Origin of the sequence: Leisingera sp. M523, from assembly GCF_025141335.1 — a bacterium.
Taxonomy (GTDB): domain Bacteria; phylum Pseudomonadota; class Alphaproteobacteria; order Rhodobacterales; family Rhodobacteraceae; genus Leisingera.
Genome location: NZ_CP081036.1, coordinates 3347356 through 3368059 on the forward strand (window position 1 = coordinate 3347356; position 20704 = coordinate 3368059).

Consider the following 20704-nt stretch of genomic DNA (forward strand, 5'->3'; position numbering starts at 1 on the left):
CAAGGAGGAGTTCACGGTCCTGATGCACATCCCCGGTGTCCCGCTCTCATCACCGGCTCAAGCTCAGGACCGTGGCAATGGAGACGCCGCCCCAGCCAAACAGCAGGCGCGGGTTCCATATCGAAGACAGGTTAAATTCTGGGAGGAAACCATGACTTACAAACTACTCAACACTCTGGGCGCAGCGGCAGTTGCAACCGTGGTCAGCTCGATTGCGGCGTTGGCCGGGCCGATTGATGACCGGATTGCTGCGGGTGAGCCGCTCCGCATCGGCTTCTCCAATATCCCAATCTGGGGCTACCCGGACGAGAACGGCGACGCCAAGGGGTTTGTGAACGAGATTGCCGTCGGCATCCTGGAAAAGATGGGGCACGACAACGTCGAGGCCACCGTCACCGACTGGGGCGGTCTGATCCCTGGCTTGCAGGCGAACCGCTATGACATGATCACCGGCGGTCTTTATATCCTCAACAGCCGCTGCGAGAACATTGCCTTCTCCGAGCCGATTGCACAATCCGGTGACGCCTTCATCGTTCCGGCCGGCAATCCCAAGGGGATCCAGACCTATCAGGATATCCTGTCCGCCGAAGCGGTGCTGGCTGCCGGATCCGGCTACAACACCGTGGAGGCTGCCAAGAAGGAAGGGCTGACCGACGCGATGATCATGCAGGTGCCAGGGCCCACTGAAATGCTCGCAGCCGTTAAGGCCGGCCGCGCGGATGCTGCCGGCATGACCTATTTCGAAGCCGCGCATCTGGCCGATAGCGACGAGGCCGTCGATGTGACCGATCCCAGCGCGCTGCCGGAATGGACGCTGAACTGGGTCGGCGTTGGCTTCCGTGATGCGGATAGTGATTTCCTGGCCGAGTTCAACAAAGCGCTGGCAGGCTACATCGGTTCCGAGGAGATGATGCAGACCGTCGCTAAGTACGGCTACACCGAAAGCACCCTGCCCGGTGACAAGACCACCGAATGGACCTGCGCGAACCGCTGATCCGGCTGTGCGGCGGCGCCTTGGGTGCCGCCGCCTGAAATTCTCCTCGTGCAATACGGATTACTGATGGGTTTTTACGAATTCCTGGTCCAGTACTGGCCGCGGCTCCTGTCTGGGACGGGCGTTACTTTGGTACAGTTCCTGCTTGCTGCAGCAATTGGCATCGCGATCTCGCTCTGCATGGGCCTGATGAAGCTTTCGCAGAACCGGTTGCTGCATGGTGCAGCTGTCACCTATATCGAAATCTTCCGCGGCACCTCGCTTGTGGTCCAGCTCTACTGGATCTTCTTTGTCCTGCCGTTGTTCGGCCTGACGATTGAAAAATTCACTGCCGGTTATCTGGCGGTGGGCATGAACATCGGCGCTTACGGGGCGGAACTGGTGCGCGGCGGCATCCTGTCGGTACCTAAGGGCCAGTGGGAGGCGGCGCTTGCCATTAACATGAGCCCGGCGCAGCGGATGCGGCGGATCATTCTGCCGCAGGCGCTTGTCAGCATGCTGCCACCCTGGGGCAACCTGATGATCGAGCTGTTGAAAGGCACCGCGCTGGTCTCGCTGATCTCGGTTGCCGATCTTATGTTCGAATCCCGCCAGATCAACGCCTCGACCTTCCTGTCGGCGCAAGTCTTTGGCGCGGCACTGGTCATCTATTACGTCCTGGCCCGCTTTTTCGTGACGCCGTTCATGCGCTGGCTGGAACGCCACATGGCGCGCAAGATGGGGAGGGCGTAAGCCATGTTTGACTGGCAATGGGATTTCACCTGGGAGATTCTGCCCCGCCTGATCACTGCCACCGGCAACACGCTGGTTGCGGCCCTCGCGGGCTATGCGATTGCGGTAGTGCTGGGCATGGCCCTGGCACTGGCGCAGCGGACCCCCTCCAAAGCAGTGACCTTTGCGGTGCGGGAATTCGTCGAGTTCATCCGCTCCACCCCGCTGATCCTGCAGATCTTCTTTGTATTCTATGTAGGACCGCAGTTCGGCATCCGGCTCAGCCCTTGGATGTCCGGCATGATCGCCATCGGTCTGCATTATGCCTGCTACCTGTCTGAGGTCTTCCGCGGCGGTATTGAAAGCGTGCCGAAAGGCCAGTGGGAGGCGGCAATCGCGCTCAACATGTCCACCGCGCAGAAGTACCGCCGGGTAATTATTCCGCAGGCCATCCCGCCCGCTCTGTCGGGCATGGGCAACTACCTGGTTGGCATCTTCAAGGACACGCCGATGCTGTCGGTGATCGGGGTTGCCGAGCTTATCCATACCGCCAATGCCATCGGTTCGGAAAACTACCGCTTTCTGGAGCCTTACACGATGGTCGGCATCATCTTTCTGGCAATCTCCCTGCCGGCAGCGGGCCTGATCCGGCTGTTCGAAGGGTATGTGCGCCGCAAACTGGGACTGTAACGATGCTGGACAATACTGGCTTTCCGCTTGAAATCACCGGTGAAGACACGCCGATGGTGAGCTTTCGCAAGGTGAACAAATCCTATGGGGCGCTCACTGTGCTGGACGACCTCGATCTCGACGTCGCGGCAGGGGAAATGGTCTCGATCATCGGTCCCTCCGGCTCGGGCAAGACCACCGTGCTGCGGATGCTGATGACGCTTGAGCAGATCAACGGCGGGGTGATCTATGTGGACGGCAAGCCGCTGACGCATATGCCCAAGGGCGGCCAGCTGGTGCCTGCCAGCGAACGCCACCTGCGCAGCCGCCGCGCCGACATCGGCATGTGCTTTCAGCACTTCAACCTGTTCCCGCATATGACAGCGTTGGAAAACTGCATGGAAGGGCCGGTGCAGGTCCTGGGCCTGTCCAAGGCCGAGGCGCGCGACCGTTCAGAAGAATTACTGGAACTGGTCGGAATGATCTCCAAGAAGGATCAGCATCCCTCGCGCCTGTCGGGCGGCCAGCAGCAGCGGGTGGCGATTGCCCGCGCACTGGCGATGCGGCCCAAAGTGATGCTGTTCGACGAGGTCACCTCGGCCTTGGACCCGGAGGTGATCGGCGAGGTGACCAACGTGATCCGCCAGCTGGTCTCGGAACATAACCTGACCATGCTGATGGTGACGCATCAGATGGGCTTTGCCCGCGATATCTCGGACCGGGTATGCTTCTTTTATGGCGGCAAGATCGAAGAGCAGGGCCCGCCCGCACAACTGTTCGGCAACCCGCAGCGGGAGCGGACACAGCAATTCCTGAGCGCGGTGCGGGAAGCGGTCTGAAGACCAGAGCGGGTTTCCCGAGCAACTGGTTAAGGCAGCGGGTCTGCCCGGCGAGCAGACCTTTGATCTTGGCAAAAGCAGCGTGGCACTTGTGCGGCTGGTCTGGTTAAGCTGCACTGCCGCGGCCAAAGGTGAGGTGAACGATAGCTCGGGGCCGGCCAGGTTTCGAAGGGCGTCGGCAGTTCGAAACTTTGCAGCGGCAGCTTCCTGCGCAAAACGGATGTAGGAAGATACTCAAGCAAAGCTTGCAAGGATGGCGGCTGGCAACGTAGCCACAAGTTATTGAACTTGAATGAAACAGTGTCCAAATCCTGCTCCCGCAACCAACGTTTCCAACCAAGCCTCCGCAAAATGCGGGGGCTTTTTCGATTTCGGCTGCCCCAAAGCCATCAGCCCTGCCAATTCCCCAACAAGTTCAAGCTGATACCCGCCCGGTGCAGGACCGTCCGGAACCATCCGCACCTCCGAAATCAGCGCCTGCAGCGACGCCGTCGCCTCCCGCCGCACTTCTGGCGCGTTCAGGGCGCCAGCAAGATTTTCGATCAGCACCCGGTACCGCGTCGGCAGTCTCGGATGGCCCGCGTTGGGAAACCCTGACAAGGAGGAGGCCGCGGAAGCTGGTCGGTGTCTATGGGAAAGCGTTTCGCCGATGTTATTTTCCGGGAAGTGCTGACCGATTGGAAGCGGTTCTTTCCTTTGTGCCATGAGCCTTGTTCAGCGCTGTCAGGCATCCGGGCATCGCCATTTCCCCGGTGCGCGTTGCTGGATGTTTGAGCTGCGGCATGATCCGGTGCAGGGCGGCACTGTCCAAAACCGCCTCACCGGCTCAGGCTGCTATTGAGCAATTTGATTTGCGTTCCATCATGCGGCCTGGTTCCTTGGCGGTGCGCGGGTGGTTGGTTTCTGGCCGCGCCGGAAGATTTCGATGATGCGCATAGGGCCGAGCCACTTTCCACCGCGGCCACAAGTCGTTTGCACTACCCAGTTTCCGCCCCGGAGGGTGACGATCTCTTTTGCGGGACAAGGCTGGACTGTCTGGCAGCTGGGCAGCTGCGGCTTCAGAAAGAAAGAGTAGAAATCCGCGCAGGGCGCGCGGATTGCATATTCTAGGAGTCGTGGCAGGGCATCGACGGGCTGCGCCCGCTCCTCCCCTGCCCCGGCATTTTTCATTTGATTGGTCCGCCTGCCATCCGGCCGGCAATCTGAACACGGGTTCTGATGCCGCTGCGCGTCAGCCTCCACGGAGAAATCCGGTTCCTCCCGCGCCAGGCGCGGGCCCCTCCCAATTCCACCGTTCCGGCCCCGTGTGTCAGATCACCGTCCGGCCGCAGTCCGGGCTGCGCCCACCTGCATGCCTGGGAGAGCGGATCAGAAGCCAAGGCCGGGATCCGGAAATGGATGGCATTCTACAATCACAAGCGCCCACACTCCGCCCTTGGCGGCAAGCCACCAGCCATGGTCTATTGGCTGAGGAAAGACGGAAACCAAACCGATCAGCAGGAGCAGAGAGTAGCTTAATTTACGCCGGAAACTGTCCAATAGTTGGGGAGTTGCTCACTGGATTAGCGCGGACAAGGATTCCGATTTAACGCGGGCAAGCGCTCTGGAGGTCTGTTTCGGGTGCTGAGCAATCACGTAGCGAGTACCCCCGGCAACTTCGTCTGCGCGCAAATCATACGCTTCTTTTCGTTTGACCAATTCCGACGACAACGCTTCTTGCCCATGCCCAACCTCAATACTGTCCATTATCTCGTTGCTGGACAGTTTCTGCTCATAGCAACCTTCGGCAGAGCGGCTAGACCGGACGCTTACGGCAAGGTCTGCGGATCTGTGAGTCCCCGTGCCAACATCGCTGCACGCCGCCTGAACGGCCGGTTCTCTGGTTGCTTGGCAGCGTCGGAATTTTGGCATGTGCAGCGATTTTCGAGCTGCGTGCGCGCGCAACGAGAAATGCCAATGACTGGGTCGGGCTCACTACCCGGTTTCGCCGCTCCTGGTGCGAACGACAGTTGCTGATACGCGAACGGCAGCGTGCCGGTTCAAGCGGTGAAAAGCCAAGGGTTTGGCGGATTCGGCGAACAGCTGCTCTTGTGCCACCTTGGTCGCGCTGCGTGCTGCGCCGGCATTCGGCGGTTGTGAGCCCCATCTTATCATTCGTCACAGTGCAGAAATTTACCGAAGCAGCCATTGCCAAACTAAAGGCCCCTAACTAGCCTTGGGGTTGAAGGAGAAACTTAAATGAAGCCACGATACATCGTCGTAGTCGTATCCGAGAGGTGCATGGTCCGATAACGGTTTCCATATCTGTCTCCACGCGCCCCTGAACCAAGTTCGGGGGCTTTTTTGTTTCATGACCGAGAAAACACCAAATGATGAAAGCCCAAACGCCACCCGCCCTTGTAACGCTGATCCTGCTAACAGCATTCTCAACTCTATCGTTGAATATGTTCCTGCCTTCACTCGCCAGTATCGCGACTGACTTGGATGCGAGTTACGCAACTGTGAGCCTTGCCGTCGCTGGTTATCTCGCCACCACGGCGGTGATCCAGCTCATTGTAGGCCCATTGTCCGACCGGGTTGGCCGCCGCCCCGTCCTTCTGACCTCATTGTTTGTGTTCGCCGGGGCATCGGTCATCTGCGCCTTCGCCGCAGATGTCTGGACGTTCCTAGTTTTTCGGATGCTGCAAGGCGGGATGATCTCTGGTTACGCGCTGTCGTTGGCAATTGTCCGTGACACCACGTCCGAACGGAAGGCAGCAGGGTTGATCGGATACATCAGCATGGCGATGGCCATCGCGCCGATGCTGGGGCCAATGCTTGGCGGGCTTCTGGACGCCGCCTTCGGATGGCGTGCAAACTTCTATTTCTATGCAGTATCTGGCTGCGTGCTCTTTGCGATCTGTTGGATGGATCTCGGAGAGACAAAACCGGCCCGCTCGGAGCCTAACGCTGCAAATCCCGAAGGGATGCTCGATCTGCTGAAGGAGCCGCGCTTCTGGGCCTTCTCCTTTTGCAGCGCCTTCTCGACCGGCGCGTTCTACATCTTCCTGACAGGCGTGCCTTTGGTTGCACAGTCACAGTTTGGCATGACGACGGCCGAGCTAGGTTTCTCTATGGGAACGATCACAGCCGGATTCATGCTTGGAGGGTTTATTGCTGGCCGGTTTGCACCGAAGTTTGAGCCAACAACGATGATGATGGCGGGACGGCTTACCGCCTGTTTCGGTATCTCTTTGGGCATTGCCGCCATCCTATTGGGCTTTGTTTCGCCCGTATTGTTTTTCGGAAGCACGGTTTTTGTCGGCCTTGGAAATGGTATCACAATGCCAAGCAGCAATGCTTCAGCCATGTCCGTGCGGCCCAATCTTGCAGGCAGCGCAGCTGGTTTGAATGGCGCCTTGATCGTGGCCGGAGGCGCGGTCCTGACAACACTCACTGGGCTTGCTCTACCCACCATAGAACCGGCACTGATGCTCTTGATATTGATGCTTGCAGCCTCAGCGTCGGGTCTCGTGTCTGCTCTTCTGGCCCTTGGCCTGCGGGCAGCTTCGGAGGAATTGAATGTCCGCTAACCTGAATTGCTCATCGGTCGGAAGGTCCAGCAACCTGTGAGTTGCCCTCAAAATCTTCGCCGCGCCACCAACGAATGGCAGTTATTCCCGCTGCCGGGCCGTGCCATGAACTGAGCAGGTGCAGCGATTTTCGCGCTGCGTGCGCATGCAGCATGAATTGGAAATGGCCGCCTTGGGCTCATACCGGCCGATCTCCGCGCCGCGGCGGCCCTGGGCGCGTCCTGCAGGCCCCGGCGGGCGAGGTCGGCCCTGAACCGACGCTCGCCGTGAGTGCCAACGCTGCAATGCAGCTTCTCAAAAGCAGACTTTCACCACGAGATCAGCATCCAAACGGATTTGAGGATTATTGCGGAGAAGGCCAAGGCCGCCCTGCAGAACAAGGCGGACTTGGCAGGGTTGCAATTATGCGATCAGGCCAACGCGTTTCCGAATGGCTTCAAAACTCTGACGCGCGATGATCTCGCCATCCCGGAAAACTGTTTTCAGCGCGTCGTGGCCGGACGGGATGTTGCCGTATGGGCGAACCACAAACTTGCCCGCATCTGTTTCCATCACACCAAGACGCCCTTTCTTCGAGGTTTTGCTGCCCGCGGCAGTGATCGGGTCTTTGAAGACGTCGCGCCATTCCCCGTTCACACAGATGGCCGAGGTTTTCATCGAGTATGAGAACGTATCCCGATCCAGTTTCTGCAGCAGGCCTGCGCCCATGCCAAAGGCGATGTTGCCAATGGCAAGGCCTCGCTCAATCATCCGGTCCATGATCCGGACAATAGAGGTCTTGTTCACCCCGTCACCCTGGATCACCCGCACCTGGCTGGGCAGGATACGGAAACTGTTCGGGGTCAGGGAATAGCCGAACCTCTCCATCAGCGCCTCGATCACATCGGGCACGATCTGCAACGGGTCGCCGCTGTCGGGGCGTATGACAAGCACCCCGTCACGGGCCAATACCGTGTTGCGCAGCTCAGTGCCCCAATACTCCCGCACCGCCTGCATCAGATCGTAGCTGTCCGAAACACAGGCGATGATCCCTTGGGGATTGTCCGCAAGGAACTGCCGCATGAAGTCCAGCTCTCCATCCGCACCGAAAGAGGTCACGGTGCTGTGCTCTGTCGCAGGGATCGAGAAACCCGCCATGCCGGCACCGTATACGTTGCGGGCAAGTACAAGCCCGCCCACTGTGTCGGTGCCCATCGAATTCACCAAATGCGCAGCTCCGCCGATTGCAGCACTTTCGGCGCTGGTGGCGCCGCGCGCACCGAAGTCGTGCAGCTTGAAGGCAAGGCCTTCGTCGCTGCCATCGGTTCGGATCAGGCGGTCCCGGATTTGCCGTACAACGTAGTTTGAAATGGTCGCGACGGTGCTGGGATACCAGACGGCCCGAAGCAACCGGGTTTCCAGAAAGCCGGGCAAGGCCCAGCATTTGGGATCGGTATTCACAATTCTGACCTGCGGGATCGAGACCGGGGCAATCGTTCCTTCCGCCAGGGCGTCAATCTGCACGGGCAAAAGCCCGTCGTGCGCATCAATGATGTGCTGAAACATTTCGACATAGAGCGAAAGGCCGTGGGCTTCGATAAAGGGGGTGGCCTCGTCCAGCATGGCTTGGGTGACGATGCGCCCTTCCAGCTTCACCAGTTCAGCCTGAAGGCCGAAAAACAGGACCTCATCGATCTCACCATCGGGGCGGCGCGGCTCGATATAGGCAAAGACTTGTTCAGTGCCTTCAGGAAATTGCTTGGGGTGGCTGTATTTGTAGCTGTCCGTGTCGAGCAGGAAATTGCCCGTAGCAACACTGTTTGCAAAATTTGATGTTTGCATCATCATGGCTCCAGTCCTCCTTGGATTGGATATGTGAAGCCGTACCGGACCTCCCGGCAGGCTGGGGATCATGGCCCCGGCGGGGCCGATGAATTCAGTGCATCCGGCTCATCAGAACCGAAGAATAGGCAAAGGGCACATTGGGCACCAAAGCCTGAATGATGTCGAAGTGATCTTCGAACATCACATCCGGGGTCAGTTGATTGACCGGCATCCAGAAGGCGCGTTTGGCGTCATCCGCGCCTTTGACCTTTTCCTGCGCCTTGCCATCAATCAGCTCGAACTTGAACGCCTCGGTGCGCACCCAGCCGCGTTCGGAGCGATCCGGGTGGTCGAACACCTGCCGCGCGGCGATCCGGCCCTCCAGCAGCTTGCGCGGAATGTTCAGGCGGGTTTCCTCGATCAGCTCGCGGATTGCCGCCTCTTGCGCAGTTTCTTTCTGGAGGTGCCCGCCAGGCAAGGCATACAGTCCTTGACCCGGAGCCTTGGCCCGTTCGACCAGCAGAATATGCCCGTTCTGGACCACCACCGCATCGGCGCAGTCCGCAGGGATTTCATGTCCAAACGTGGCAACTGCCTTTCGGTAGTTCTCACGATAGGCCTGATTATACGCCGCCTCTGCGCGGATTTGAGCCACGGCGCCTGTGTTTTGCTCCATCCATGAAACAACCTGATCGGTTTCAACCGCACCGAAGGTGTCACGCAATTTCGCAACGGGAGCTTTATCCAGGAACAGCCCGGCGCGCATGTCGGTGGCATTCAAAACAGTGGATCCGTTGCGTTCCGCCTCTACTGAGACAGCTTCGAGCTCCGGAAACCAGCGCAAGTAGCGGCTGCTTTCATCCTTATCATGCCCGACCAGAACAATCCGGGCATCCGCCCGCGCAATCCCTTGGGTTCGCAAGTGAAGATCAATCGCCGTGCGCACATTACCTGCCCAGGTCTTGTCGTCATACAGAGTATCGATCAGCGGCAGGCATGTGATGTCCGCCGTGCAACCAGCAGATTTCATAGCTGTGGTGATGAAATCCGCCCGTTCCGTCCATTTGAACGCGTTCTTCTCTGATCTCGGCCGGAAAGCCGATCCGATCAGCGTCAACGTTTGATCTGAGATTTGTGAAGCATGTTCGAACAGCTTACGGTGCCCTTTGTGAAAAGGCTGAAACCGTCCAATGATCACTGAAAGCGTGACCTGTGTCATAGCGCGACCTCCGCGATATCAATGTGCATGCAAGACCTCCTTGCATGCACAATTAGGTATGTCGCTCAGTTCGGGTTGTCAACTATAGGTGGCGCGCTCGCGCGCCCACAGCCTGCTTCCGCTTCCCGCGAAAGATCTGATCGCACTCTTCCGCGCGCATAGTGCCGATCGGACGACCCAGATTTTGCTTTGTCGCCGAAACTCGTACGGAACCGTCCTCTAGGTCCCGCCGGGCGCAGCCATCACGACCTCATCCTCGGACATCCATCCGTTGAAAATCAAAAAGTGGCGGATTGTATCGGGGGCCACGGAATAGAGTACAAGCGCGAGGCTCTCTTCCGCCCGCGTGCAGGTGACGTACAGCAAACGGCGTGTACGCTCGATCGTGGTTTCCTCACCCTTGTCCGCCTGTTTCTGCGCGGTTGGGCCCAGGGGCTTCACCTCGAACAGCGTCTCGTAGGAGGCAAGGCCTTTGAAGCGCGTGTGGGCGTCGTCGGCGACCACCATAACCCGGGGGAATTCGAGCCCCTTGACTCCTTGGTGGGTGCCATAAGGGCTGCGGTCTTCGACATAGGCGAGGTAGCGCGCCACTTGGGAAAACGGGGCGGCAAGTGCCTGCGTCCAGGCCTCGGTGATGGTGGTTGCTATGGGTGGTGTGTCCTCGGGCGTAGTCAGGCCCTGCTCGTCAAAAGTGGGACCAAGCTCGGCAAGAATGTCGGCCATGTCCTGGGCCACGGGACTGTTGTCAGGCAAACAGGGCCGAAACTGATCTGGGATCGGGAACAGCCGGTGCTCGGCCACCACCGCTAACACTTCGGCACAACTCGGATCCCGTTCGTCCTTAAATAGCGTCATCAGCGCCGCGACACCCGCCCGCGCCGCGTCAAGGCCAGAGGCTTGGTCCGCGTGCCCCGCCCGGATACCTCTCTTATCGACCAGCGGTGAGCCGTCGCGCAGCACCGCCATAGCGGCAAAGGCATCCCCATTCCTTTGTGCCGTCACCAAAGGCAAGACCCGGTAGGTGAAAAGCCGCATCGCGGGCAAGGTGCCATCGCGAAACCCGTCCTTGAGCTTGTCGGGTTTGCTCAGGGGCTCAAACAGCTCACTAAAGCCAAGACGTGCGGCAGCCATGTGACGCTCGATCGTCAGGGTCTTGATCGCCTCCGCGTCCTGCCATGCGCGGTCTTCGGTGATGCGGGCCATTTCCGCCCGGGTCCAAGCTTCAAATGCCGCGCGATCCGTGCCCTCGCTTGGCGCAAGAAAGACGCGCACGGTGCCACCCGGTTTGTCTTCGCGCGCACGCTGCTGGCGGCCATCATCGTCGCGCCGGATCGCATTCGCCAAGTCCACGATCCGCGCGCGGCTGCGGTGGTTCATCTGTTTGGCGGGTTGCGCGAAATCCCCCACCCTTTGGTCGAGATCGCGCAAACCATCAGTGTAAATGCGCTGCATCGTGTCCCCGAGCAACCCTAGGGCGATGCGGCCGCGATGGCGCGCCTCGAAGGTCAAAAGCGCCTCCATCAATGGTTTCATCGTGTCCTGACTCTCGTCGATCAAGATGAACGGGTAGCGCGCCAGAACGATGTTCTGGAATGTCTCGCTTTCAGTCAGGAAATGCGCGGCGAGCGCAATGACCTCGGCATGCTGCAGGGCGTCGCGGCCGAAATTGTCCCCCTGGGGCGCGTAGGTGAAGGCGCGGATCTCGGCCAGGCGCTCCAGCCGCTTTGTTTTGGAGGCAACTTTCTTGAAACTAGTTGCATGGACTTTGCTGCCCGCCCGGCTCTTCTCATAGGTTGCCTGATCTTTGGCAATCTCCGTCGGCAAACGGTCCTCTAGCCAGCCCCGGATATCCGCCGTTCGCCCCTCGATGAGCGACCAAGCGAAGCTGTGGATGGTCTGCACTTGAAACACCGGATCGGCCTTGACGCGGCGCGTGATCTCATCTGCGGCGGCGTTGGTATAGGTGATCACAGCGATCTTACGGCTGTGTTTGCGCAAGGTGGTCAGGGTCTGTGTGTCCAACCGCTCCAATGCGTCCTTGAGAGAGCGCGTCTTGCCCGATCCCGCCCCGGCAAAAAGAAAGAAGCTGCGCGGCGCGGTGAGGGACAGGCAGGCGCGGATCGTCTCATCGGCGGTGGCGTCGCGGTTGGCGTCTGTCACGTCTGTCACGTTGCGCCCTCCCCACCCTTCAGCTGGCCTGCGAGCCAGGTCAGACCGGTGTCGATATAGGGCGGCGCGCGCAGCGATTTGATGTCCTCGATATAAAGGAGGTCCAATGCAAAGGCGGCCTTCTCCGGTTTTTTTGCCAACCGATCAAAGAGCGCGGTGGCGAGGTCCTCTGGCGTGGGCTCGGCAGCGATGAACTTGGCAAAGTCACGGGTCATGCGGCAGGCCAGTTCCGCCTTCGCGGCGTCCTTTACGAGTTTCGGGTTGGTCAGCGCAAGAGCATCCTCGAAGGTGCTGGGTGTGATGTTCTTGGACACCGAGCCAAGGGTAACGCTTTGCAGTGTCTGGTAACTGACGGCGATGGGGCGGTCGGGAGCCGTGTGACACAGGGCCTTGAGTGGAGGAGCCAAAAGCGTGTCGATCTCTGCCAGCCCGGGGAGCCAGGTCTTTAGCACGTGGTTCGAGGTGGTCTGAGCGGCCCCGTAGCAAGGCTGGGCCGATTGTTTGACAACCTTACCGCCCTTGTTGACCTCCACCACCGCGTCAAGATCGGTGATAATCAGCGTCGGTAGCTCCAGCGCCTCGATCAGAGGCTTCATCCGGTGCGCGTGGCTGCCCCCCAATTCCAGGAAAGAGAGATAGGCCGCAGCCAAATTAGGGTAGTGATGCTGGATCAGATGCGGCAGCAGAATTCGTTCTGCGGCACCCTCGATCACGATGATGGCGTCGGCGAAGAATAGATCAAAATGTGTGCTCAGCAGATAGCGCGTCACGAAGCGACGAGTTTGTGTGTCCGCTCCAAAGAGTCCCGTCATATTCGCCACAGTGGCCGTGGGCACAACTCCGTGACCTGGCAGCTCGCGCTTGAAATAACGCAGCTCCTCAAACGCGGCGGCGTGCGCGATATGGCCCGAATGGGTACTTACGACCAGCTGCGTGGTAAAAGCCGCGTCCTCCTTCTCCAGATCTTTATGGTTGCGCAACACCTTGTGGGCCCTGGCCATGAAGACCTGCTGCACCTGAACATGCAAATGCGCCTCCGGTTCTTCGATCAGCACCAGTTGCAGGGGTTCGATGCCCCTGTCGTCCGGGGTCACCTCCTGTGATTTGAACTTGCCCACCTGCATCCAGTCATCCCGGAAACGCATGAGCTGAAACACCATGGAGACCAGGTTCTGGAAGCCCAGGCCGTTGTAGCTTTCGGGCAGCTTCACCCCGGATGTGTCGCCCGAGATATCGTATTGTACAGCCGCTGGGTGATCGAGCCCGTCAACGGGTTTGATCTGCGTGGCAATGGAGAGTTTCGGATTGTTAAGACCGCCGGGGTAGCCAAGACTTTCCAGTTCCTTGATGGCATCGGCGAAGCCATCCTTGAGACGGGCATTGAAGGTGGTTTCGGCATCATGGATCGCCTTGAGCGCTTTAACGTCGTTCGGCGTGGGGTCCGTTTCGGGGTCGATATGCTTGCGGAAATAGGGCTGTATCTGGCTGGCGATCTTCCGGCTGGTTGCGTTCGTCGGCTCATCGTCGTCGCCCTTACTGTCTCCCGCATCTGCGAAACCGCGTTGCGCGTTGATCTCACGAATGTGGATGAGGCCAGCAAATGGGTTCGCACCGATCCCCTCCGGCAAGTGCTGCAGGGGATGCGGCTCCACCGGCCCTGTCGTGGTGAAGCTCGCGGGGTCCAAAAGATGTGCGTTGAGCTCGAATAGATCCTTCAGGCGCTTGTCCAGAAATTCCCGAAAGTCGCGTGGCCAAAGCGCGAATCCGTCGGCCGTTGTGCCGCCGGGTTGTAGAGTCTGAGCGGCCTCTCGCGCGGCTAGGTACTGAGCCTTGATGTCCGCCCCCTTCTTTGGCTCCATGCGCAGGCGCACGCCCAGCAGACCGCCAGTCCAGGTAAGTGTTGGGATCAAATGCGCGACATGGTGCAGCTCTGACGTGTCAGCATGGAGCCAGACGTCGAGGAACGGAAGCTGAGCCAGGAGCGGGCTGAGATCCGCTTCGGCCTCCTGTGTCCAGGCGCTCGCGATTTGTTCGATCGCGGCCCAGTTGGAGGCTGTAACATCGCGCGTGTCGATGCCGCCGCGATCCTTGAGGAATTTGCGCAGCGCCTTAATGGCCGATGTCTTGCCGCTGTTGTTGGCCCCGACGAGCAGCGTCTGCTTGTTCGAAAGGTCCAGACGGGCGCGCCGCAACTTGCGAAAATTGAAGATTTCAATGCGTGTAAGTTTCATAATATCGGTTTCCTCCGCGCAGGAATTGCTGCGCTCGTGGTTGGATATATACACTTGTCCTGCGGGTTTGTAGGCGCGCACGGCCGCCGCGGGCCCTGCCAGTCTTCACGTGTCGGGCTATTCGCTTTCGGAGCTTAAAGGCACCACGTCTCCAAAGCCCGCTCTTCCGATGCCCAAGGGCTCTAATGTTTCTGCAGCGAAGGTCTGCTTCCCGCCCGACCTACCCAACAAAAGAGCTAGGGGACGTCATCCCCACGCGCCTGCAATACAATTAGACATAGCGGCGTCCTCAGCTGACGCTTGCTGGCCGCACCAACCCCATCGAATTGTATTGCACTTGCTATCCCCAACCCTCGCCGGGAGCAGGTATTAGAGACGAGCGCCCTGAAGGGCTTCGCTCAAAACCAGTTTTGAAAGAGGGAAATATGTACAGCGTCATCACAGGGCCAAAGGTAAAGCTATGCGGCGCAAAGGCAATGTTCTGTCGCAAAAGGTAGAACTATGTATCGCCTTACAATATAAAAAGTGGCGGACCGAGGAGGATTCGAACCCCCGACCCCTTGATTCGTAGTCAAGTACTCTATCCAGCTGAGCTATCGGTCCACTGCGGCGGGGTTTAATCATAGCGCTGGAGAGTCGCAACCCCAAAACTCAAAATTAGTTTCCTCCGGCCGGCATATTCCGGTCAGCCTGCTTGCCACGGTCAAATCGTGCCGTCGCCCTTGGGCAGGCAGATCTCGAAAACGGTGCCGTCCGGGCTGGTTTCCTTCAGCACGACCGATCCGCCATGGCCGCGGGCCAGCTCGCCCGCAATGGCCAGGCCCAGCCCGGTGCCGCCCTTGCGGGCACCGCCCTGGAACGGGGTGAACAGATTGTCCTGGGCTTTTTTCGGCAAACCGGGGCCGGTGTCGGAAACGGTGATATACCAGGCGTCTTCTTCCTCATACGCGCCGACCGTGATCCTGCCCGGTTTTCCGGTGGCGGTGATCGCCTGACGGGCGTTGCGCACCAGATTCATGACAATGCGGAACAGCTGTTCGGAATCGGCGCGCAGCATCATCGGTTTGGGCACTGCATTGACGATCTCGACCAATGCGCTGTCCGCAGCCAGCAGCTCGCTTTCGGCAATATCCGCTGTGATTTCATGCAGGCAGACCACTGCAAAGGTGGGCGACGGCTCCTCGGCGCGCCCGAACGCCAGGGTGCCCTCGCACAGGGAAACCGCACGGGTGATCGAATTCACCAGCTTCGGCGCCAGCCGGCGCACCAGGGGATCCTCGCTCATCTCAATCCGGTCGGTGAACAGCTGCGCCGAAGTCAGGATGTTGCGCAGATCATGGCTCACCTTGGCGACCGCACCGCCCAGCTGGGCCAGCCGCTCGCGCTGCTTCAGCGCGTGCGTCAGCTCGGTCTGAAGCTGCATCAGCGCTTCTTCTGCCTCGCGCAGCTCCACCACGCTGGAACTCGGGTGGATGATGCCCCGCGCATCCTCAGGCGCCGCCGCATAGCGCTGCATATAGCCGACGACGCTCTTGATCGGTTTCACCAGCACAATCCGCACCGCAACAAACAGCAACAGCGCCGTAAAAACCGAAATCACCGCCGACAGAACCAGGATCCGCACCCCGTAATCTATCATCGCCATGCGCAATGGCGCGGTTTCCATGGTGACTTCGATCAATATTCCCGCATCGCGCACCGGCGCGCCGATCACCCGGATAATCTCGTTTTCCGGCCGGGACAGCCGCAGCACCGCATCCCGGATCAGGGTCATTGCCCCAGCCATCCGCAAATCATAGGTGCCAGTGATCTGCTGCGGAATCGGCGAGGCCAGCATCAGTTGGCGGATCTCGTCGCGGCGCAGCACGACGTTATAGACACCTGCGTTCTCCAAAAGCTCCGCTTCCAGTTCCGTCGCCAGCATGTCATCAGCCAGCAGCGCCAGTGACGCGATCTGCGCCCGCTGCAACCGGTCGGCCAGAAAATCCTCGCGGAACCGCGCAATCGAAGGCACAAAGATCAGGATCTCGGCCAGCATCACAAAGACAGTTGTCAGGATCAGAAATCTGCCCGAAAGCGTGTTGAGCATCCCGCCGCCCTTACCTCAAGGAATCCAGCGCTGCACCACGCGCACAGCGCGCTTGACAAAACCGCTCTCAAACAGCCGCGGGGTGAAATAGGCCCCGGCAACCCGTTTGTTAATCTCGCTGATGGAGGGGTAAGGCGCAACCATGGCTGCAATCTGGCTCATTTTCAAACGGTTGGCCAGCGCCATCGACCACAGGCTGATCAATTCTCCCGCCTGATGGCCTGCGATGGTGGCGCCCACGGGACGGCCCTTGAACACCATCACCTTGATGAAGCCTTTGGTCCTGCGTTCGGCAATGGCGCGGTCGTTGTGGCTGTAGTCGAACCGTGCCACCTCCAGTTTGGCACCGTAGATATCCCGCGCTTGCGCCTCGGTCAGGCCGACCTGTGCCAGTTCCGGGTCGGTATAGGTGGCCCAGGGGATATGGCTGGTCCCGGCCTTGGACGGCAGGCCGAACAGGGCCGAGCGGATGACAATGCCCGCGTGATAGCCCGCCACATGAGTGAACTGCAGCCCGCCGGCCACGTCGCCGATGGCATAGACGCGTCTGTCGGTGGTCAGGAGGCTCTCATCGACCTTGATACCGTTGCCTTTGGTTTCAATCCCGGCGGCAGCGAGGTTCAGCTGCTCCATATTGGCCTTGCGGCCCACAGCCATCAGCAGGTGGCTGCCCTTGAACAGGCTGCCGTCCCTGGTCTCCACCTCAACCGCACCGGCCTGCCCGGAGATACGCGAGACCATGGCGCCCTCGGCGATCTCCACGCCTTCTGCGCGCAAGCTGTCCAGCACCAGCGCTGCGGCCTCTGGATCATCCTTGCCCAGCGCCTTCAGCCCTTCGATCACAGTGACCTTGCAGCCTAGCCGGATATGCGCCTGCGCCATCTCCATGCCGATCGGGCCGCCGCCGATGATCAGCAAGTGCTCGGGCTTCTCGCGCAGTTCAAACAGGGTCTCGTTGGTCTCGTAAGGCACCTTGTCCAACCCTGGGATCGGCGGCACCAGCGGCGAAGACCCTGTGGCGATCACCACCCGCCGCGCAATGATCCTGTGCGGGCCTGCTTCGACTTCTGTTGGCGAAACAAAGCGGCCGAACTCGCGGATCACCCGCACGCCGAGGCCCTCGAACCGTTCCTGGCTGTCGACCGGGGCGATGGTATCAATCACCGCCTGCACATGATCTTTGGCCGCGGCATAGTCGGGCCGCGGGCGCTGATCCGGCACACCAAAGGCCTCGGTATGCGCCTGAGCATGCGCCGCCTTACCGCTGGCCAGCAGCGCCTTAGAGGGCACACAGCCGTAGTTCAGGCAGTCGCCGCCCATCTTGTGGCCTTCCAGCAGTACAACAGACGCCCCCATCTGGCTGGCACCGGCAGCCGCCGACAGCCCGCCCGACCCGGCGCCGATAATCAGGAGATCACATTCTATGCGGCTCATGTTCAGGTATCCTTGCTGTTCTTGCCGCGCAGGGTGCCGCGGACGGATTTGACCAGGATCGGCATTGCCGCCAACACGCACAGGCCCAGAATCGGCCCGATCACATGCGGCTCCCACAACAGGCTCAGATCCGGGTCTTCACCGCGATCAAACACCGACCCGACCCCGACCCCGATCCAGGTAAACACGATGGCGCCCGGAATAATCCCCGCCGCCGTGGTCCACAGGAAGTTGCGGAATTTCACGCCCACCAGTGCCGGCAACAGGTTGGCGACAAAAAACGGCACCGCCGGAACCAGCCGCAGCAGCAGCAGCACCTCGACCTCGTTCTCGCGCAGCGCCTGTTTCAGCATCTGCACCCGGCCTTCTGCCGCTTCCATCCTGGCGGTCAGCGCAGCCCCCAGCCCCCAGCGCGCCGCCAGAAAGATGCCCGCCGCACCGATGGTGGCCGAAATCACGTTAACCGCGGTGCCCGCCGCCAGCCCGAACAGGAACCCGCCGGTGACCGAGGCCACCGCCGCACCCGGCAGCGAAAACAGCACGATCACGATATAGAGCCCCATGAACAGCGCCACGAGACCAAGGTAATTCTGATCCCGGAACGCCATCAGCGCCTCGCGGTTGTCGCGCAGCGTGTCAAAACTCAGGTAGTCCTTCAGCGTCACCGCCCCGATCAGTGCCACCACCGCAACGGCAATCAGCGGCAGATGGCGGACCATGCCCGGCTTGGCCGCAGGCTGATCCTTTGGCTCGGATTCGGTCTTGGGTGTCTCGCTCATATCGCTCATAAGTCCGTCTCTGTGGCAGTGCTGTGTAGCTACGTGTTAAATGGCCCGCAGGCGAGGGTGGGCAGCCCTGCCTCACGGCTGCTTGATCACCTGCCCCCGGATTCGTGAGGATTGTGGCAGAATCACTGCCTGGATGTTACATCCGCCCTGCCCGGAGGCTGTTCCGGTGCGGTTTTTGGCAGAAATGTTGCACATCTCTCCGAAAACCCGTGCCGCAGGGTTTGACTTACCCGCCGTTCCCTCCTAAAGACCGGGCTTCGAGATAGACCCCCGGGAGGCGATTCCGCGCCCTGCCCGAAGATACAATGTGGAGACCGGAGCGATGAAACGCACCTATCAGCCTTCGAACCTGGTTCGTAAACGCCGCCACGGCTTCCGTGCGCGCATGGCCACCAAAGCTGGCCGCAAGATCCTGAACGCACGCCGCGCCCGCGGCCGGAAAGAACTGAGCGCATAAGCTCAGTTCCGGTTCTGACGGACATGACACCGCCGGAGGCCCCCAAGGACGGCACTGCTGCCCGAGGGGACACGCCTCCGGCGGTGTCCGTTTGCGCAGCTGATGCGCCAAAGATCGAGGTCATGGCCAAGCGCCGTGATTTCCTTACCTGTGCCCGCCCCCCTGCCCGCAAGCAGGGCACCAAGGGCATGATGGTCCAGGGCCGCAACCGCCAGGATGACGGCGGCATCCGCATGGGGTTCACCTGTTCTAAAAAGGTCGGCAATGCCGTCGCCCGCAACCGCGCCAAACGCCGGCTGCGCGAGGCTGCGCGGATGATTCTGCCCACGCATGGCCGTCCGGGATGGGATTACGTGCTGATCGGCCGCGCAATTGAGACCGCCCAGCGCCCGTTCGAGGAGCTGAAGCGCGACCTGATCTATGCGCTGAAGAAGATCCATACCCCGTAAAGCCGTGCAAACCCGGCCATTGGCCGCATTGCCACCCGGCTGCCCTGCCCCTATCTATCCGCTATGACCCCGCTGGCCCATATCTTCGCGCTCCCCGTGCGCGCCTACCGGCTGCTGTTCAGCCCCTGGGTCGGGTTCAACTGCCGCTACCAGCCCACCTGCTCTGCCTACGCGTTGGAAGCGCTGGAAAAGCATGGCGCGGTCAAGGGCGCCTGGCTTACTGCCCGCCGGATTGGTCGCTGCCACCCCTTCGGCGGCGATGGATATGACCCGGTGCCCGGCAGCAAGGACTGAAGGCGGAACACCTTTTTTCTTGGCAAAACGCACTTCCTCAGCTAGGGCGCGCCCATGCTTGATGATGATCTGGACGAAATCCACCCGCTGTTTGCCGGCGCCCCCTCGACTACCGAGTTCAAGAAACTCAGGAAGCGTATCGTGCGCTACGCGCGCGAGGCGATCGACCAATACGGCATGGTGGAGCGCCGCACGGACGGCAGCACACCCAAGTGGCTGGTCTGCCTGTCGGGCGGCAAGGACAGCTATACCCTGCTGGCGGTTCTTTATGAGCTGAAGTGGCGCGGCCTGCTGCCCGTCGATCTGCTTGCCTGCAACCTGGATCAGGGCCAGCCCGGTTTTCCGGCCACCGTGCTGCCGGAGTTCCTGAAAAAGATGCGCGTGCCGCACCGGATCGAATATCAGGACACCTATTCCATCGTGATGGACAAGGTTCCGCAGGGCCGGACCTTTTGCGCGCTCTGTTCGCGCCTGCGCCGCGGCAACCTGTACCGCATTGCACGGGAGGAGGGCTGCTCGGCAGTTGTGCTGGGCCATCACCGGGATGACATTCTGGAAACCTTCTTCATGAACCTCTTTCACGGCGGGCGGCTCGCGACCATGCCGCCTAAGCTGGTCAACGAAGAAGGCGACTTGTTCGTGTTCCGTCCGCTGGCCCATGTGGCCGAGGCCGATTGCGAAAAATTCGCCCGTTCCATGAACTATCCGATCATCCCCTGCGACCTGTGCGGCAGCCAGGACGGGCTGCAGCGCCAGCAGGTGAAACAGATCCTGGATCAGTGGGAATCAAACAGCCCGGGCCGCCGCCAGGTGATGTTCCGCGCACTGATGAATGCCCGGCCTTCGCACCTGCTGGATCCGAAACTGTTCGATTTTGCCGGTTTGGAACTGAAGAACCCGGATTCCGGGCCGGAAATACCGGAAATTCCCAAGCTGCGTTAACTCCCGGGTTAGATCAGCACCCTAGTCTCATGCCGGAACGACTG

The 20704-nt window shown here is 60.3% G+C and carries 17 protein-coding genes, 1 tRNA gene and 1 pseudogene; 10 read left to right on the forward strand and 9 right to left on the reverse strand.

The features are described from left to right. Nucleotides 1-151: 151 nt before the first annotated feature. From K3557_RS16535 to ehuA, 4 genes are all read left to right on the forward strand, one after another. Nucleotides 152-994 (forward strand): transporter substrate-binding domain-containing protein, encoded by an 843-nt coding sequence (locus tag K3557_RS16535; protein ID WP_259989427.1) that lies wholly within the window; start codon nucleotides 152-154, stop codon nucleotides 992-994. A gap of 66 nt (nucleotides 995-1060) precedes the next feature. Further along, entirely contained in the window at nucleotides 1061-1726 is a 666-nt protein-coding gene (gene ehuC / locus K3557_RS16540) for an ectoine/hydroxyectoine ABC transporter permease subunit EhuC (protein ID WP_259995113.1), read from the forward strand. Between the two features lie 3 nt (nucleotides 1727-1729). Continuing rightward, nucleotides 1730-2395, forward strand: a complete 666-nt coding sequence (ehuD, locus tag K3557_RS16545; protein ID WP_259989423.1) for an ectoine/hydroxyectoine ABC transporter permease subunit EhuD — start codon at nucleotides 1730-1732, stop codon at nucleotides 2393-2395. A 2-nt stretch (nucleotides 2396-2397) separates the two neighbouring features. After that, nucleotides 2398-3213: an ectoine/hydroxyectoine ABC transporter ATP-binding protein EhuA gene (gene ehuA / locus K3557_RS16550; RefSeq protein WP_311198475.1), complete on the forward strand. Its 816-nt coding sequence runs from the start codon at nucleotides 2398-2400 to the stop codon at nucleotides 3211-3213. Between the two features lie 279 nt (nucleotides 3214-3492). Here the strand turns inward: ehuA and K3557_RS16555 are convergent, their stop codons facing one another. After that, on the reverse strand, nucleotides 3493-3762 hold the full coding sequence (locus K3557_RS16555) for a hypothetical protein (protein WP_259995115.1): 270 nt from the start codon (nucleotides 3760-3762) through the stop codon (nucleotides 3493-3495). 789 nt (nucleotides 3763-4551) lie between these two features. On the opposite strand from K3557_RS16555, the pseudogene K3557_RS16560 reads away from it, so the two are divergent. Together K3557_RS16560 and K3557_RS16565 are read left to right on the forward strand one after the other, a co-directional pair. Continuing rightward, a pseudogene (locus K3557_RS16560) lies at nucleotides 4552-4731 on the forward strand (integrase core domain-containing protein); the annotation flags it as partial. 851 nt (nucleotides 4732-5582) lie between these two features. Further along, on the forward strand, nucleotides 5583-6785 hold the full coding sequence (locus tag K3557_RS16565) for a multidrug effflux MFS transporter (RefSeq protein ID WP_259995117.1): 1203 nt from the start codon (nucleotides 5583-5585) through the stop codon (nucleotides 6783-6785). Between the two features lie 402 nt (nucleotides 6786-7187). Here the strand turns inward: K3557_RS16565 and K3557_RS16570 are convergent, their stop codons facing one another. From K3557_RS16570 to K3557_RS16605, 8 genes are all read right to left on the reverse strand, one after another. Beyond that, on the reverse strand, nucleotides 7188-8612 hold the full coding sequence (locus K3557_RS16570) for a nicotinate phosphoribosyltransferase (RefSeq protein WP_259995118.1): 1425 nt from the start codon (nucleotides 8610-8612) through the stop codon (nucleotides 7188-7190). Nucleotides 8613-8700: 88 nt separating this feature from the next. Beyond that, nucleotides 8701-9807 (reverse strand): NUDIX domain-containing protein, encoded by a 1107-nt coding sequence (locus K3557_RS16575; protein ID WP_259995120.1) that lies wholly within the window; start codon nucleotides 9805-9807, stop codon nucleotides 8701-8703. 219 nt (nucleotides 9808-10026) lie between these two features. Further along, nucleotides 10027-11976, reverse strand: a complete 1950-nt coding sequence (locus tag K3557_RS16580) for a UvrD-helicase domain-containing protein (protein ID WP_259995122.1) — start codon at nucleotides 11974-11976, stop codon at nucleotides 10027-10029. After that, nucleotides 11973-14207, reverse strand: coding sequence for an ATP-dependent endonuclease (locus K3557_RS16585; protein ID WP_259995124.1), 2235 nt, complete (start codon nucleotides 14205-14207; stop codon nucleotides 11973-11975). The genes K3557_RS16580 and K3557_RS16585 overlap by 4 nt, the downstream gene beginning before the upstream one ends. 526 nt (nucleotides 14208-14733) lie before the next feature. Then, a tRNA-Arg gene (locus tag K3557_RS16590) sits at nucleotides 14734-14810 on the reverse strand. Between the two features lie 100 nt (nucleotides 14811-14910). Further along, nucleotides 14911-16296 (reverse strand): HAMP domain-containing sensor histidine kinase, encoded by a 1386-nt coding sequence (locus K3557_RS16595; RefSeq protein ID WP_259995126.1) that lies wholly within the window; start codon nucleotides 16294-16296, stop codon nucleotides 14911-14913. A 15-nt stretch (nucleotides 16297-16311) separates the two neighbouring features. Next, nucleotides 16312-17730, reverse strand: a complete 1419-nt coding sequence (locus K3557_RS16600) for an NAD(P)/FAD-dependent oxidoreductase (protein ID WP_259995128.1) — start codon at nucleotides 17728-17730, stop codon at nucleotides 16312-16314. 2 nt (nucleotides 17731-17732) lie between these two features. After that, complete coding sequence (locus K3557_RS16605) at nucleotides 17733-18518, reverse strand: TVP38/TMEM64 family protein (protein ID WP_409201188.1); 786 nt, start codon at nucleotides 18516-18518, stop codon at nucleotides 17733-17735. 322 nt (nucleotides 18519-18840) lie between these two features. On the opposite strand from K3557_RS16605, the gene rpmH reads away from it, so the two are divergent. From rpmH to ttcA, 4 genes are all read left to right on the forward strand, one after another. After that, the gene (rpmH, locus tag K3557_RS16610) at nucleotides 18841-18975 is read left to right on the forward strand and encodes a 50S ribosomal protein L34 (protein WP_008554144.1); all 135 of its coding nucleotides are present in this window, start codon (nucleotides 18841-18843) and stop codon (nucleotides 18973-18975) included. Between the two features lie 23 nt (nucleotides 18976-18998). Further along, complete coding sequence (rnpA, locus tag K3557_RS16615) at nucleotides 18999-19424, forward strand: ribonuclease P protein component (RefSeq protein ID WP_259995132.1); 426 nt, start codon at nucleotides 18999-19001, stop codon at nucleotides 19422-19424. A gap of 63 nt (nucleotides 19425-19487) precedes the next feature. Then, on the forward strand, nucleotides 19488-19718 hold the full coding sequence (gene yidD, locus K3557_RS16620; protein WP_259989389.1) for a membrane protein insertion efficiency factor YidD: 231 nt from the start codon (nucleotides 19488-19490) through the stop codon (nucleotides 19716-19718). Between the two features lie 54 nt (nucleotides 19719-19772). After that, the gene (ttcA, locus tag K3557_RS16625) at nucleotides 19773-20660 is read left to right on the forward strand and encodes a tRNA 2-thiocytidine(32) synthetase TtcA (RefSeq protein ID WP_259995134.1); all 888 of its coding nucleotides are present in this window, start codon (nucleotides 19773-19775) and stop codon (nucleotides 20658-20660) included. Nucleotides 20661-20704 lie beyond the last annotated feature (44 nt).